At 63.7% G+C, this 14,004-nt stretch carries 14 protein-coding genes; 9 read left to right on the forward strand and 5 right to left on the reverse strand.

Annotated elements, in window-relative coordinates:
• Positions 1 to 45: 45 nt before the first annotated feature.
• Positions 46 to 660: an NAD(P)-dependent oxidoreductase gene (locus Q1W70_RS16165; RefSeq protein WP_302097581.1), complete on the forward strand. Its 615-nt coding sequence runs from the start codon at positions 46 to 48 to the stop codon at positions 658 to 660.
• A 195-nt stretch (positions 661 to 855) separates the two neighbouring features.
• Here the strand turns inward: Q1W70_RS16165 and Q1W70_RS16170 are convergent, their stop codons facing one another.
• Entirely contained in the window at positions 856 to 1,737 is an 882-nt protein-coding gene (locus tag Q1W70_RS16170) for a LysR substrate-binding domain-containing protein (RefSeq protein ID WP_166590733.1), read from the reverse strand.
• Between the two features lie 159 nt (positions 1,738 to 1,896).
• On the opposite strand from Q1W70_RS16170, the gene Q1W70_RS16175 reads away from it, so the two are divergent.
• The 6 genes from Q1W70_RS16175 (at position 1,897) to Q1W70_RS16200 (ending at position 9,320) form a co-directional block, all read left to right on the forward strand.
• A complete protein-coding gene (locus Q1W70_RS16175; RefSeq protein WP_185818732.1) occupies positions 1,897 to 3,534 on the forward strand; it encodes a 5-guanidino-2-oxopentanoate decarboxylase in 1,638 nt (545 codons plus the stop codon).
• Positions 3,531 to 4,979 (forward strand): aldehyde dehydrogenase family protein, encoded by a 1,449-nt coding sequence (locus tag Q1W70_RS16180; RefSeq protein ID WP_182342054.1) that lies wholly within the window; start codon positions 3,531 to 3,533, stop codon positions 4,977 to 4,979. The genes Q1W70_RS16175 and Q1W70_RS16180 overlap by 4 nt, the downstream gene beginning before the upstream one ends.
• A 216-nt stretch (positions 4,980 to 5,195) precedes the next feature.
• On the forward strand, positions 5,196 to 6,299 hold the full coding sequence (locus Q1W70_RS16185; RefSeq protein WP_182342051.1) for an ABC transporter substrate-binding protein: 1,104 nt from the start codon (positions 5,196 to 5,198) through the stop codon (positions 6,297 to 6,299).
• Positions 6,300 to 6,492: 193 nt separating this feature from the next.
• Positions 6,493 to 7,401: an ABC transporter permease gene (locus Q1W70_RS16190; protein WP_166590730.1), complete on the forward strand. Its 909-nt coding sequence runs from the start codon at positions 6,493 to 6,495 to the stop codon at positions 7,399 to 7,401.
• The gene (locus tag Q1W70_RS16195; protein ID WP_166590729.1) at positions 7,398 to 8,246 is read left to right on the forward strand and encodes an ABC transporter permease; all 849 of its coding nucleotides are present in this window, start codon (positions 7,398 to 7,400) and stop codon (positions 8,244 to 8,246) included. Before Q1W70_RS16190 ends, Q1W70_RS16195 begins: the two co-directional genes overlap by 4 nt.
• Positions 8,247 to 8,264: 18 nt before the next feature.
• Positions 8,265 to 9,320 (forward strand): ABC transporter ATP-binding protein, encoded by a 1,056-nt coding sequence (locus Q1W70_RS16200; protein WP_182342048.1) that lies wholly within the window; start codon positions 8,265 to 8,267, stop codon positions 9,318 to 9,320.
• Between the two features lie 61 nt (positions 9,321 to 9,381).
• Here Q1W70_RS16200 and Q1W70_RS16205 read toward each other — a convergent pair whose 3' ends face one another.
• Entirely contained in the window at positions 9,382 to 10,311 is a 930-nt protein-coding gene (locus Q1W70_RS16205; RefSeq protein ID WP_166590727.1) for an AraC family transcriptional regulator, read from the reverse strand.
• A 336-nt stretch (positions 10,312 to 10,647) separates the two neighbouring features.
• Between Q1W70_RS16205 and Q1W70_RS16210 the strand changes: the two genes are divergently transcribed.
• Positions 10,648 to 11,013, forward strand: a complete 366-nt coding sequence (locus Q1W70_RS16210) for a putative quinol monooxygenase (protein ID WP_166590726.1) — start codon at positions 10,648 to 10,650, stop codon at positions 11,011 to 11,013.
• 9 nt (positions 11,014 to 11,022) lie between these two features.
• Complete coding sequence (locus tag Q1W70_RS16215) at positions 11,023 to 11,286, forward strand: hypothetical protein (RefSeq protein ID WP_166590725.1); 264 nt, start codon at positions 11,023 to 11,025, stop codon at positions 11,284 to 11,286.
• 9 nt (positions 11,287 to 11,295) lie between these two features.
• On the opposite strand, the gene Q1W70_RS16220 is transcribed toward Q1W70_RS16215, so the two are convergent.
• The 3 genes from Q1W70_RS16220 to Q1W70_RS16230 all read right to left on the reverse strand — a co-directional run bounded on the left by Q1W70_RS16220 (position 11,296) and on the right by Q1W70_RS16230 (position 13,942).
• Positions 11,296 to 11,928, reverse strand: a complete 633-nt coding sequence (locus Q1W70_RS16220) for a flavin reductase family protein (protein ID WP_166590724.1) — start codon at positions 11,926 to 11,928, stop codon at positions 11,296 to 11,298.
• A gap of 124 nt (positions 11,929 to 12,052) precedes the next feature.
• A complete protein-coding gene (locus Q1W70_RS16225) occupies positions 12,053 to 12,307 on the reverse strand; it encodes a hypothetical protein (RefSeq protein ID WP_302097582.1) in 255 nt (84 codons plus the stop codon).
• A 315-nt stretch (positions 12,308 to 12,622) separates the two neighbouring features.
• Positions 12,623 to 13,942: an MFS transporter gene (locus Q1W70_RS16230; RefSeq protein ID WP_166590722.1), complete on the reverse strand. Its 1,320-nt coding sequence runs from the start codon at positions 13,940 to 13,942 to the stop codon at positions 12,623 to 12,625.
• Between the last annotated feature and the right edge of the window lie 62 nt (positions 13,943 to 14,004).

Consider the following 14,004-nt stretch of genomic DNA (forward strand, 5'->3'; position numbering starts at 1 on the left):
TCGTCACCCTGTCGTTAGCCAACCTCAATCACTGGAGCACTGTTCATGAGCAAGATCGCACTGATTGGCGCCACCGGCCGTGCCGGTAGCCAACTGTTGGAAGAAGCCCTGCGTCGTGGCCATAGCGTGACCGCCATCGCCCGGGACACCTCGAAGCTCGCTGCCCGCGCAGGTGTCGTGAGCCAAAGCCTCGACGTGCTGGATGCCCCCGCCTTGCAAGCGGCGGTGGCCGGGCATGACCTGGTGATCAGCGCGGCGCACTTCGCGAGCATCCCGGCCAGCGCCGTGATCGGCCCGGTGAAGGCGGCCGGGGTCAAGCGCCTGCTGGTGGTGGGCGGTGCCGGTTCATTGTTGTTGCCAGATGGCAGCCGAGTCATCGACGCCCCGGACTTCCCGGCCGAGTACAAGGCCGAGGCCAGTGCCGGAGCGATGTTTCTCGACGCGCTGCGCCAGGAGCAGCAGTTGGACTGGACCTTCCTTTCACCGTCGGCGCTGTTTGTCGAAGGCGAGCGTACCGGCCGTTTCCGTCTTGGCCGGGATGAACTGCTGGTGAGTGCCGAGGGCAAGAGTTGGATCACCTTCGCCGACTACGCCATTGCGCTGCTGGACGAAGTCGAGCAACCCGCCCATTCGCGCCAGCGCTTCAACGTCGGCTACTGAGCAGGGAGCTGGAACCCGCTTCCACAGGGCCTGGTGCTCGCAGATTTTGCATACAGCCATCAAGCTTGTGGGAGCGAGCTTGCTCGCGATAGTGGTGTGTCAGGGACCATCGATGTTGGCTGTGCCGGCCCCATCGCGACCAGACGGAGCGCCGCCCGGTTCGCCCCACAGGGAGAACAGTGGCGCTCCGGCAGCTCAACGCGCCTGCGCCTGCAACACCAGCCACTCCATCAATTCGCGCAACTGCGGTGATGGCCCGGGTTTCTGCGGGAACACCAGGTAGTACGCCAGCCCCGTGCGCACCTTCAGCGCAAAGGGCATGACCAGCCGTCCGGCACTCAGGTCATCGCCAATCAACGACCAGTCACCAATCGCCACCCCGGTACCTTGGGACGCCACCGACATCGCCAGGTCGAGGGTCTCGAAGTGCTGGCCCTTGCCCACCGTACTGAGGTTGACGTCCGCGGCTTTCAGCCAGGCTTTCCAGTCCCGTTGATCCCGCGTGGGGTGCAGCAGCAAGTGCTGGTCGAGGTCTGCCGGGCTGCGCAGCGGCACCGGGCCATCGAGCAGCGGCTGGGAGCAGACGGGCGTCAGTTGTTCATCGAACAGGCGCAGCGACGCCAGCGTGCTGTCCGGTGGTACGCCGTACATCACGGCGGCATCGAACTGTTCGCGGTGAAAATCCACCCCATGGTGCACGGTGGTGGTCAGCTCCACCGGCACGTCCGGACGCTCCTTCTGCCATTGCAGCAACCGTGGCAGCAACCAGCGCATCACGCAGGTCGGGGCCTTGAGCTGCAGGGTTTCGCGGTGCGCGCCGACCTGTTCCACCGCCTCGTCGATCAGCCCGAACACCTGCTGGATGCGCGGCAGCCATTCCTGGCCCTCAGCCGTCAGGCTCAAGCCCCGTGCCTGGCGGTGGAACAGCGTGTACCCCAGGTGTTCTTCCAGCCCGGCGATCTGCCGGCTCACGGCACCCTGGGTGATGTGCAACTGCTCGGCCGCCCGGGTGAAATTGCAGCACTGGGCCGTGATCAGAAACGTGTGCAGGGCGGGGAGGGGAGGAAGTCGTTTCATGGGACGCCAAGGCATGAGGTGAGGACATGGCGAGTATGACTTTTTATCGATTGTTGCGGCTACCCGCGGACCGTTCCAATAACGCCATGACTGAGCCCCGTCGCGCAGCAAAAAATGTCGCGCGGGGTCAGCGTCTCAACGAACAAGAAGGGCAAAGACATGGCGACGTGCGGCGAAGTATTGGTCAAGTTACTCGAAGGCTACGGGGTCGAGCAGGTGTTCGGCATTCCCGGGGTCCACACCGTTGAGCTGTATCGCGGGCTGGCCCGTTCGAGCATCAACCACGTCACCCCGCGCCATGAACAGGGCGCCGGCTTCATGGCCGACGGCTATGCCCGCACCAGCGGCAAACCCGGGGTGTGCTTCATCATCACCGGCCCCGGCATGACCAACATCACCACGGCCATGGGCCAGGCCTATGCCGACTCGATCCCGATGCTGGTGATCTCCAGCGTGCAGTCGCGCAGCCAGTTGGGCGGTGGTCGTGGCAAGTTGCACGAACTGCCGAACCAGGGTGCCCTGGTGGCGGGTGTGGCAGCGTTCTCTCATACGCTGATGTCGGCCGCCGAGCTGCCGGGCGTGCTGGCCCGGGCTTTCGCCCTGTTCCAGGCCGGGCGCCCGCGTCCGGTGCACATCGAGATTCCCCTCGACGTGCTGGTGGAAGACGCCGATTTCCTGCTCGATAGCCAGCCAGTGAGCATTACTCGCGCGGGTGCCGCGCCGTCGGCCGTGGCGCAGATGAGTGAGTGGCTGGCAAACGCCCAGCGTCCGCTGATTCTCGCCGGTGGCGGCTCGATTGATGCCGCCGCCGAGCTGACCCGCCTGGCCGAGTTGCTGGACGCGCCGGTGGCCCTGACCATCAATGCCAAAGGCATGTTGCCGGCAGAGCACCCCTTGCTGATCGGCTCGACCCAGTCCCTGGTGGCCACCCGTGCCCTGGTGGCGGACGCCGATGTGGTGCTGGCGATCGGCACCGAGCTGGCGGAAACCGATTACGACGTGACCTTTGCCGGCGGCTTCGAGATTCCCGGGACGCTGCTGCGGGTCGACATCGACCCGGACCAGACCGTGCGCAACTACCCGCCGAAAGTCGCGCTGGTGGCGGATGCGCAATATGCCGCCCAGGCCCTGCTCGACGGCGTGACCAAGCATGCCCTGGCCGAGCGCCGCAGCGATTGGGGCCAGGCCCGTGCCGCCAGCCTGCGGGCTGAACTGGCAAGCACCTGGGACGCCCCGACCCTGGCCCAGACCCTGTTCCTGCACACCGTGCAGGAGGTCTTGCCAGAGGCGGTATTCGTCGGCGATTCGACCCAGCCGGTGTACAGCGGCAACCTGACGTTCAACCCGCAGCGCCCGCGTCGCTGGTTCAACTCGTCCACCGGTTACGGCACCCTCGGTTATGCCCTGCCGGCGGCCATCGGCGCCTGGCTCGGCGGTGGCCAGGCACGCGACACCCGGCCTCCGGTGGTGTGCCTGATCGGTGACGGCGGCCTGCAGTTCACCTTGCCGGAACTGGCCAGTGCCGTGGAAGCGCGCACGCCGGTGATCGTCCTGCTGTGGAATAACAACGGCTACGAAGAGATCAAGAAGTACATGGTCAACCGTGCCATCGAACCGGTGGGCGTCGACATCTACACCCCGGATTTCATCACCGTGGCCAAGGGCCTGGGCTGTGCGGCACAGACCGTCAACGGGGTGGATGAACTCCGTGCGGCGCTGCGTGCCGCAGTGGATCGCCAGGGCCCGAGCCTGATTGAGATCGACCAGAACCAATGGCAGAAGGCGGTGTTGGCATGAGCTTCCCGATCACCCTGGACGGTGTGTACATCGATGGCCAATGGTCGGCGGGCAGCGAGCACCTGCGGGTCATCAACCCGGCGACCGAAGCCCTGTTGACCACGGTCAACGGCGGCGACGAAGGCGCGGTCGATCGCGCACTGAGTGCCGCCACCGCAGCCTTTGCCCAATGGTCGAACACCTCGGGCGCCGAGCGAGGGGCCATCCTGCGTCGTATTGCCTCGGGCGTGCAGGCCGGCCGGGAGCGGCTGATGTACCTGCAGTCGAGCAACAACGGCAAACCGCTGTTTGAAGCCGGGATCGACGTCGATGACGTGATCGCCACTTTCGAATATTACGCGGGCCTGGCGGAGGCGCTGGACGCCAGCCAGGACAGCCCGCTGGAGCTGCCGAGCGAGGCGTTTGCCGCCCGCGTACGCCGGGAACCCTGCGGCGTGGTCGGGCTGATCGTGCCGTGGAATTTCCCCATGGTCACCACCGCCTGGAAACTCGCGCCGGCCCTGGCCGCCGGTTGCTGCGTGGTGCTCAAGCCCTCCGAGGTCACCCCGTTGCCGGAGCTGGAGCTGGCGGCGATCATCGCCCGCAGCGGTTTGCCCAACGGCGTGTTCAACCTGGTCTGCGGCACCGGCCTGGCGGTGGGCGCACCGCTGTCGAGCGATCCGCGGGTGGCGAAGATTTCCTTCACCGGCAGCAACGCGGTGGGCGTCCAGGTCATGCAGCGTGCGGCGGAAACCATCAAGGGCGTGAGCCTGGAGCTGGGCGGTAAGTCGTCGTTGCTGGTGATGGCCGACGCCGACCTCGACCTGGCGGTGGAGCTGGCCAGTGGCGGCGGGTTCTTCAACGCCGGGCAGATGTGTTCCGCCACCAGCCGGGTGCTGGTGGCCGATGCGCTGGCGGATGAGTTCCTGCAACGCCTGAAAGCCCGTGCCGAGTCGATCCGGGTCGCTGATCCGTTCGACCCCGAGGTGGAGATGGGCGCGCTGGTCAATCAGGCGCAGTACCAGCGGGTACTGGGCCACATCGATCGCGGCCTGAGCGCCGGTGCGCGCCTGGTGTGCGGTGGCGGGCGTCCGGCGGACCTGCCGCGCGGGTATTTTTTGCAGCCGACGGTGTTCACCGACGTGCCCCTGGACAGTGCGCTGTGGTGCGAAGAGATCTTTGGCCCGGTGCTGTGTGTGCGCCGTTTTGCCAGCGAGCAGGAAGCCATCGCGTTGGCCAACGACAGCCAGTTCGGCCTGGTGGCCAGTGTCGTCAGCGGTGACGCGAGCGCGGCGCAGCGGGTCGCCAACGCCCTGCAGGCGGGCCTGGTATGGATCAACGCGCCGCAGGTGATCTTCCCGCAGGCGGCCTGGGGTGGCTACAAACAGAGCAGTCTCGGCCGCGAGTTGGGGCCGTGGGGTTTGCAGGCTTTCCAGGAAATCAAACACGTTATACGCGCGGTCTGAGCGCCCGAAAACGGGCCACGCATGCCTCGTCACGAGGCATGCGTGCGGGACATGGCTTCAATGATTTTTTTTCGATTGTTGCGCCCAGGGCGTGACCTCAGGATGAACCCGCCGACATCGCCAAAGCCCCGGTAACACTGGGGTTGGCAGCGGTCGAACAGCGCGGTCGCAAGGGATGCAGCCACCTCAAATCAACAACAATAGAGGGAGTCCTTTATGGGCGAGCATGATCTGAACAGAAGACAATTCATCAAGACCGTTGGGGTTGCCTCGGTGGCGGCCGCCGCCATGAGCATGCCGTTCATCCGCGCCAACGCCAGTGACACGCGCTTTCAAGGCAAGACCCTGCGTCTGCTGACCTGGTCCGATGACACGGGCCTGGCGGCACTGCGCAACATCGCCGCGACCTTCGAGGCCAAGACCGGCGCCAAGGTCATCGCCGACCGCACCGGCAGCACCTCGGAAATGGTCGCCAAGCTCAAGGCCGCAGGTGATCGCCCGCAGTACGACATCATCACCCTGGCCGGGGTCGGTGCCGAAGGCCTGGCCGCCGCCGGCCTGCTGGAAAAGCCCGACCTCAACCGCATTCCCAACCTGCTCGACGTACCGGAAAAATACCGCACCGGTGCCAACGGCCACGGCATTGGTTACCTGCTGTGGTGCAACAGCCTGGTCTACAGCACCCGCACCCTGAGTGAAGCGCCAACCAGCTATGCCGCGTTATGGGATGCAGAGCTGGCGCCGAATATCTTCCTGCCGCCGCCGAACTGGACCGAGGCCATGGACCTGATCATCATCGCCGCGAAACTGGCCGGCGGTGACGAACACAACATCGAGCCGGGCTTCAAGAAGCTTGCCGAGCTCAAGGACCGGGTCGTGACCCTGGGGGAGAACCCCAACCAGATCGCTGAGCTGTTCCGCACCGGGTCCCTGGACATGGGCGGGCTGTACGCACCGGCGTTTTTCCCCAAGCAGATCCGCGATCCGGCCTACGGCCTGGGCGCTACTTTTGGCATGAAGGAAGGTTTCTACACCGACCTGATGCTGTCGGTGATGCCGAAGAACCGTCCCGGCGACACCGACCTGGCCTACGCCTTCATCGACCACTCTTTGGACCCGCTGGTCCAGGGCAAGATGGCCGAAGACATCTTCAACGGCCCGGTCAACGCCAAGGCCATCATCTCCGCCGAGGCCCGCAAGAGCCCGTATATCCTGACGCCGGAGCAGATTGCCGAGAAGGCGATCATGCACGACAACGCCTTCCTGGCGAGCGTGCACGACCAATGGATTCGTCGTTACACGGAAATCTTTTCTTCCTGATCGAGTGACCACCACAGGACCTTCAGCCACTGAGGATTCCCGGTGGGAGCGAGCCTGCTCGCGATAGTGCAGTGTCAGTCGACACCATTGGCGACTGCCCTGCAGTCATCGCGAGCAAGCTTGCTCCCACAGGGGCCAAAGTGCCCTTGAGGTCTGTATTTGTCAGTTGCTTTCCATTGACGAGATCATTGCTATGGAACACCAACCCCTGACCCACCCGGTCGGCGCTGCTGTCGTGCGCCGCAACCGGGGTGTTTCGCCGACGGCGCGTGCCTGGTTTTTCCTCACGCCTTCGATGCTGTTCCTCGGTGTGCTGATAGCGGCCAGCCTGCTGGTGCTGCGCATGAGCGTGGGCACCAAAGGTGCGGAGTGGAGCGGCTTCAGCCTGGCCAGTTACGCCCAGTTGCTGGAACCCTATTACCTCAAGTCCTTGCTGCTGACCCTGCGCCTGGCGCTGATCAGCGCAGTGATCGCCGTGGTGCTGGCGATCCCGGTGGCCTACACCATGTCGCGCCTGACGTCGCCCTTGCTGCGACGGGTGTTCCTGGCGGCGGTGCTGTTGCCGTTGCTGGTCAACCTGCTGCTGCAGAGCTATGGCTGGCTGGTGATTCTCGGCCCGGGGGGGATGCTCAACCAGGCGTTGATGGGCCTGGGCCTGATCAAGCGGCCGATCATGCTGCTGTACAACCAGAACGGCGTATTGATGGGCCTGGTGCAAACCGCGTTCCCCCTGGCCGTACTGCCGATTGCCAGTGCCATGCGCGGGGTCGCCCGCAGCTATGAAGAAGCCGCCGCGACCCTCGGCGCCAGCCGCCTGCAGGTGTTTCGCCAGGTGGTGCTGCCCATGAGCCTGCCCGGCATCATCACCGGTGCGACCCTGGTGTTTGCCTACAACGCCAGCAGCTTCGTGGTGCCTTTGCTGCTCGGTGGCCGCCGCGTGCCGATGCTGGCGGTGATGGTGCACGACCAGATCGCCCCACTGATGAACTGGCCCGCCGCATCCGCTGCCGGCGTGGTGCTGATTGTCACCACGCTGGCGATCATGACCCTGTCTGAATACGTCACCGGCCGTCGCCGGCGCATGCTGGAGGCTTCGTTATGAGTCGTTTGTTCAAGCCACGTCTGGCGCTGTTGCCGGGCGACACCGGCAAGCTGGCGGGCGTGTTGTCGGGTTTCATCCTGCTGCTGGCGGTGCTGCCGATCCTGACCATGATCGTCATGTCGTTCAGTGGTGCGTCGAACCTCGACTTCCCGCCCAGCAGCTACAGCCTGCAATGGTACAAGGCCGCCTGGCACACCTTTGTCTCGCCGGATGCCAGCGATGTGCTGAGTCTGGGCAAGGCCATGAGCACCAGCTTGATGGTGGCGTGCCTGACCATGGTGTTCGCCACGCTGATCGCAGTGCCGGCGGCCTATGCCCTGACCCGTTGCGAGTTCCGCGGCAAGGCGGTGGCCCTGCAACTGATGTCGCTGCCGCTGGTGTTCCCGATGGTGGTGCTGGGCCTGGCCTTGCTGCTGGTGTTCGACAGCCTGCCGTTCCAGATGACCACCTCGCGGCTGGTGATTGCCCACGTGATCCTGGCCTTGCCCTTTGTGGTGAAGAACTGCACGGCGGCGATGCTGTCGATCGGCAGTGAAGTCGAAGAGGCGGCGCAGATGCTCGGCGCCTCGCCGACCCGGGCGATCGTCGATGTGGTGGTGCCCTTGATGAAGTCGGGGATCCTGGCCGGGATGCTGCTGGCGTTCATCGTCTCGTTCAACGAGTTCACGGTGACCTACTTCCTCTACACCATCGATGTCATGACCGTGCCGATCTGGATGTACAGCCGCACGGTGTCATCGCTGGACCCCACCGTCTTTTCGTTTGCCGTGCTGATCGTGCTGATCGACTTCGTCCTGATCTGGGCGCTGGAGAAACTGGTGGGCGAAGGCGGCGTTTCCTTCTGATTGCTTGAGGTGATTCACATGACTGGTCTGATTCTGGAAAACGTCGAGAAATACTACGGCTCGGCCTGCGCGGTCAGGGACGTCAACCTGCATTTGCCCGAGGGCAAGCTGGTGTGTTTTCTCGGCCCCTCGGGCTGTGGCAAAACCACCTTGCTGCGGATGATCGCCGGCCTGGAAACCCTCAGTGGTGGCGAGATTCGCCTGGACGGCGAGGACATCGGCCACACCCCGGCGCACTTGCGCAACTTCGGCATGGTGTTTCAGTCGCTGGCGCTGTTTCCGCACATGACGGTGGGCGAGAACATCGCCTACCCGCTGAAACTGCGCGGCGTGAGCAAGGCCGAGCAGCAGGCGCGGGTGGTGGAGTTGCTGGAGCTGATCCAGTTGCAATCGATGATCGATCGCCCGGTGGCCAAGCTTTCCGGTGGCCAGCGCCAGCGGGTGGCGATTGCCCGGGCGATTGCCGCGCACCCGAAAATCCTCCTGCTCGATGAGCCGCTGTCCGCCCTGGACGCCAAGCTGCGGGAGTCGATGCAGGTGGAAATTCGCCAACTGCAACAGCGCCTGAACATCACCACCATCATGGTCACCCATGATCAGCGCGAAGCCATGACCATGGCCGACATCGTGGTGGTCCTGGGCGAGCACCGGATCCAGCAGATCGGCACGCCGATCGAAATCTACCGGCATCCGGCCAACGCGTTCGTGGCGGACTTCATCGGCTCGGGCAACATCTTCCCGGCCACCGCGCTGGGCAACGGCAGGGTCAGCTTGCCGGGCGGTGACGCGCTGTCGGTGCCGATCTGCAGCAGTATCGTGGTCGGCGAGAAGCTCAAGATGCTGGTACGTCCCGAGGACCTGCAACTGTCCCATCCCCAGGCGACGGCGGGCAATCGTCTGCTGGGCAAGGTGACGTTTGTGCGGGATATCGGCGCGACCATCGAAACCACGGTGGAGTGCTCCGGGGTCTCGCTGACGGCCTTGAGCACACCGTGCCAGGGCATTGGGCTGAGCATTGGCAATCCGGTGTCGGTGACCATCCCGTCCGAGGCTTGCCGCGTGTTGGGCGCCTGACTGACCGCTCGCTCCTCTAATGTGGGAGCGAGCTTGCTCGCGATGGGGCCATCAGGTCTGGTCAGACAGACAGGCGCAACCGCGCCAGGTCCCGCAGCGGCGGTGCGCCAAACAGCCGGCTGTATTCACGGCTGAACTGCGAGGGGCTTTCATAGCCCACGCGGTATCCCGCCGCCGAGGCGTCGAGGCCTTCGGCCAGCATCAAGCGCCGCGCTTCTTGCAGGCGCAGTTGCTTCTGGTATTGCAGCGGACTCATGGCGGTCATTGCCTTGAACCGGTGGTGCAGGGTCGAGACGCTCAGGTTGACTTCGCGGGCCAGATCATCGATGCGCAGCGGCTGCTCGAAGTGGCCGTTGAGCCATTTGATCGCCTGGCTGATGCGATGGCTCTGGCTGTTGGCGATGGCAATTTCATACAGCCGGTGGCCCTGGGGACTGCGCAGCAGACGGTAGAGAATCTCCCGGCGGATCAGTGGCGCGAGCATGGCGATGTCTTTGGGGGTGTCCAGCAAGCGTGCCAGGCGCAGCACGGCGTCGAGCATCGGTTGATCCAGTTTTTCGACATACAGGCCGCGCCCGGTGGGGCGCGCGGGCACGCCGAGGGGACCGGCGTCGGCAATCAACGCGGTGATTTCTGCCGGGTCGATGTCCAGGCGCAAGGCCAGGATCGGCGCTTCGGGCGAGACATCCACCACCCGTCCGCTGAGGGGCATCGAGACCGAGACCACCAGGTAGTTGAGCGGGTCGTAATCGAACAGCTCGTCGGCCAACCGCACCTCCTTGCGCCCCTGGGCCATGATGCACAACGCCGGTTGCGCGAGCACCGGGGCAAAATTGTGGGACTGGCTATGGCGTGACAGCACCAGCGCGTCGATGGCGGTGGCGTAGCTGCCGTCCTCCTGGGTGTTACGTCGGATGATGGTCGCCAGTTCCGCGCGCTGGTGCTCCAGGCTGGCGTCCAGCGGCGTGTGGGTTGTATCCACAGGTGACATGGCGAACATCCTTGGCAAGGCTGATGGGATGGGCATAGCTTAAGTTTGTGCAAGTCGAGGGGCTAGGCCGATCCTGCGTAAAACTTGCCTGATCCTGCCGTGGTGGTCATTGCCGTCTGCAGGACCGGGGCAAAGGGCGGCGATCGTTGCTTGAAACACCCTTGTCATCTTCATCGGGTAGAGGCGCTCGGCACCGCGGTGTGCCGGCGGTCGGTGCAGGATTGTGCAAGAAGCCGGCAGGAATTGACTAACGAGTGTTGAGCCTGGCGCTTACTCTCTGGTCCTGTCGCAGCTTCTCTCAGGCTGCCGAGTGTCTACATCCAGGGAGCGATGAACATGTCCATGCAAATTCCCGTCAGCCATATGGCGTTGGTCCGCGCCCAGGCCGGCCGCTCGATGGAGTTGGGCGCGCGCTTGAGCCGCCTGATCGAGCCTACGCGCCAGGCCAGTGGCAACCTGCACTTTGCCCTGCAGCACTCGTTGTGTGACCCCCAGCTGTGGCTGGTGTCCGGCTCCTGGGTCGACCAGTCGGCCATGACCGCCTATTTCAGCAGCCCGGCCATGGCCGTTTTCGGCGAGTTGGTCCAGGAGCTGGTGGTGCACAGCCTGGACTTCCACACCTTCAGCGATGTCGGCGCCGACCAGGCTCGCGCCGGGTATCCGTCCTGCGATGCGGTGGCCATGCAGCAGTTGGCCGGCTGAAGGTTTAGAATGGCCGACTTTCCATTGGCCAGGATCCGCAACATGGCACGTAAAGAGTTTGCACAGTTCGAAGCCGTTTCTGCCGCCGTGCGCGGCGACGACGGTTACACCGCCGCCATCGCCGTCAAGGCCCTCGGTGGGTCGGGCGCCCCGCGTTTCAACAAGGTGCTGATCGACCAGACGTTCAAGACTGCCCTGGAGGCCGACCTGGCTGCCGAGCAGCAACTGGATCGACTGGCCGACGTCAGCGAGGACGGCGAGCTCATCTGGTAACGCATCCCCTCAGGCCTTGGTCGCCCCCGGGCGGTACATCTTGAACAGGGCCTCGGGCCCCAGCTGGAAGTAATCCGCCGGACCGCCGCCGCGCAGGATCGGTTCTGCCGCGGCGGTGTCGTACACCCCATCCTTGAGCAGCCACTTGGCGATATGCACGGCGACCACTTCGCCGAGGATCAGCCAGCTCGGCACCAATTGCTTGTCGGCACGCTGCAACTGAATGATCTGGGTCACCTTGCATTCGAAGGACACCGGGCTTTGCGCGACGCGCGGCACCTGGATGATTTTCGAGGCGACGGGGGTGAGTCCTGCCAGTTCAAATTCGTTGACGTCGGCCGGGACCGTGGCGCAGCTCTGGTTCATCTGCTCGGCCAGCGGGCGGGTGGCCAGGTTCCAGGCGAACTCACCGGTCTGCTCGATGTTGTTCAGGCTGTCTTTGCGCCCGACGCTGGAAAAACCAATGATCGGCGGAATGTAGTTGAACGCATTGAAAAAGCTGTAGGGCGCCAGATTCAGGCGGCCCTGGCCGTCCTGCGAGGAAATCCAGCCGATAGGCCGCGGGCCGACGATGGCGTTGAACGGATCGTGGGGCAGGCCGTGGCCGTTGGCGGGTTCGTAGTAGTGGATGTCGTCGGGCATGGGGGATTCCGTCAAGGTGAGGCGCAATAGTGCAGGGCGATTGCCTGTATTGCCAGTGTGCCGGGGTGAGCAAAAAGCACAAAGCCCGACATGAGCCGGGCTTCGTGGGGGGGGCATTCACGGCTTAGCTGATGGAGGCAGAGCCGGTACGATCGTAGCCATCTTCGGCAACAGTCGCCGAGCCAGTGCGGTCGTAGCCATCTGCAGCGAAGGTAGCAGCGCCAGTGCGGTCGTAGCCATCTGCAGCGAAGGTAGCAGCGCCAGTGCGGTCGTAGCCATCGGCGGCGACAGCCGAGCCGGTGCGGTCAAAGCCATCGGCGGCGAAGGTGTTGGCAGCCAGTACGGAGAGGGTCAAGGCGAGGATCAGTTGGATTTTCATGGTCTGTACTCCAGGTTCGTTGACGTTTTGGGCGTGCGGTATGGAGTTCATACTACTCGTACAAAACTGATGTAAAAGCTCAAAAAATAGCCTTTAGCAATCGATTAATTCGATGTGTGTGCCGTCACTGACAGATTGCAGTGCGGCTTCCCCCCAGGGAGGGCCGAATGCCATGGACGGACGAGACGTCGTTCAGGACTCAGATGACAACAGAGTGTCGTAGGGGAATTAACGGATCATTAATCGGGAGGGGAGGTACGAGGATAGGTCTGTAGGAACCGCCGCGGGCTGCGGCAGTTCCTACGGGGGTGTGGATCAGTCGGTGAGGATCCGCGAGTGTTTGCGGGTGTCTTTCATGGTGATGTACACCAGCAACGAGACGGCGATACAGGCGGTGACGTACCAGTAGTAACCGGTTTCCATGCCGATGCTCTTGAACCACAGGGCAATGTATTCCGCGGTGCCGCCGAAGATCGAGACGGTCAGGGCATACGGCAGGCCCACGCCCAGGGCGCGGATTTCGGTCGGGAACAGTTCAGCTTTGACCACCGCGTTGATCGAGGTGTAGCCGCTGACGATGATCAGCGCCGCCATGATCAGGAAGAACGCGCCCCACCAGGTCTCGATGGTGTGCAGGGTCGTCAGGATCGGCACGGTGAACAGGGTGCCCAATACGCCGAAGGCGATCAGGATCGGGCGTCGGCCGATTTTATCCGACAGGCCGCCGATGATCGGTTGCAGGCACATGAACAGGAACAGGGTCGCCGCCGAGATGGTGGTCGAGTCGCTGATGCTCATGCCGACCGTGTTCACCAGGTACTTCTGCATGTAGGTGGTGTAGGTGTAGAACGCCAGGGTGCCGCCCATGGTCAGGCCGACGACGGTCAGCAGTTCCTTGGGGTGGCGCATCAAGGTGCGCATCGCGCTTTCCTTGGCCTTCTCTTTTTTGGTGAACGACTCGGTTTCTTCCATGCCACGACGCAGGTACAGCGCGACCACGGCGCACAACGCACCGATGGCGAACGGGATGCGCCAGCCCCAGGCGTACAGCTCTTCGGTGGTCAGCAGTTGCTGCAGGACGATCAAGACCGCCAGGGCGATGAGCTGGCCGGAAATCAGCGTCACATACTGGAAGCTGGAGTAGAAGCCGCGACGTTCCTTGGTTGCCATCTCGCTGAGGTAGGTGGCGGAGGTGCCGTATTCGCCACCTACCGACAAGCCTTGCAGCAAGCGCGCGAACACCAGCAGGATCGGCGCACCGATGCCGATGACTTCGTAACCTGGGCTCAGGGCGATCAGTAGCGAGCCAAAGCACATCAGGTAGACCGAGGCCATCAGGGCCTTTTTGCGTCCGACTTTGTCGGCATACAGCCCCATCAGCCAGCCACCGATCGGACGCATCAGGAAGCCTACGGCGAAGATCGCGGCGGTGTTGAGCAGTTGGGCGGTGGTGTCGCCTTTGGGGAAGAAGGTTTTGGCGAAGTACAGGGAGAATGCGGCGTAGACGTACCAGTCATACCACTCGACCATGTTGCCGACAGAACCGCTGAAAATCGATTTGATGCGGCTCGAGGTGGTTCTTTCTTTGGCCGGCGCGGCAGCCGACCCAAGTGGCAAGGAATTGGAGTTATCCATTGAAGGATCCTTCATTTAATTGTTTTTGTGGAGCGCGATGAAACGCAGCCTGCTGGGGCTAT

Source organism: Pseudomonas kielensis, from assembly GCF_030505375.1.
GTDB classification, from domain to species: domain Bacteria; phylum Pseudomonadota; class Gammaproteobacteria; order Pseudomonadales; family Pseudomonadaceae; genus Aquipseudomonas; species Aquipseudomonas kielensis.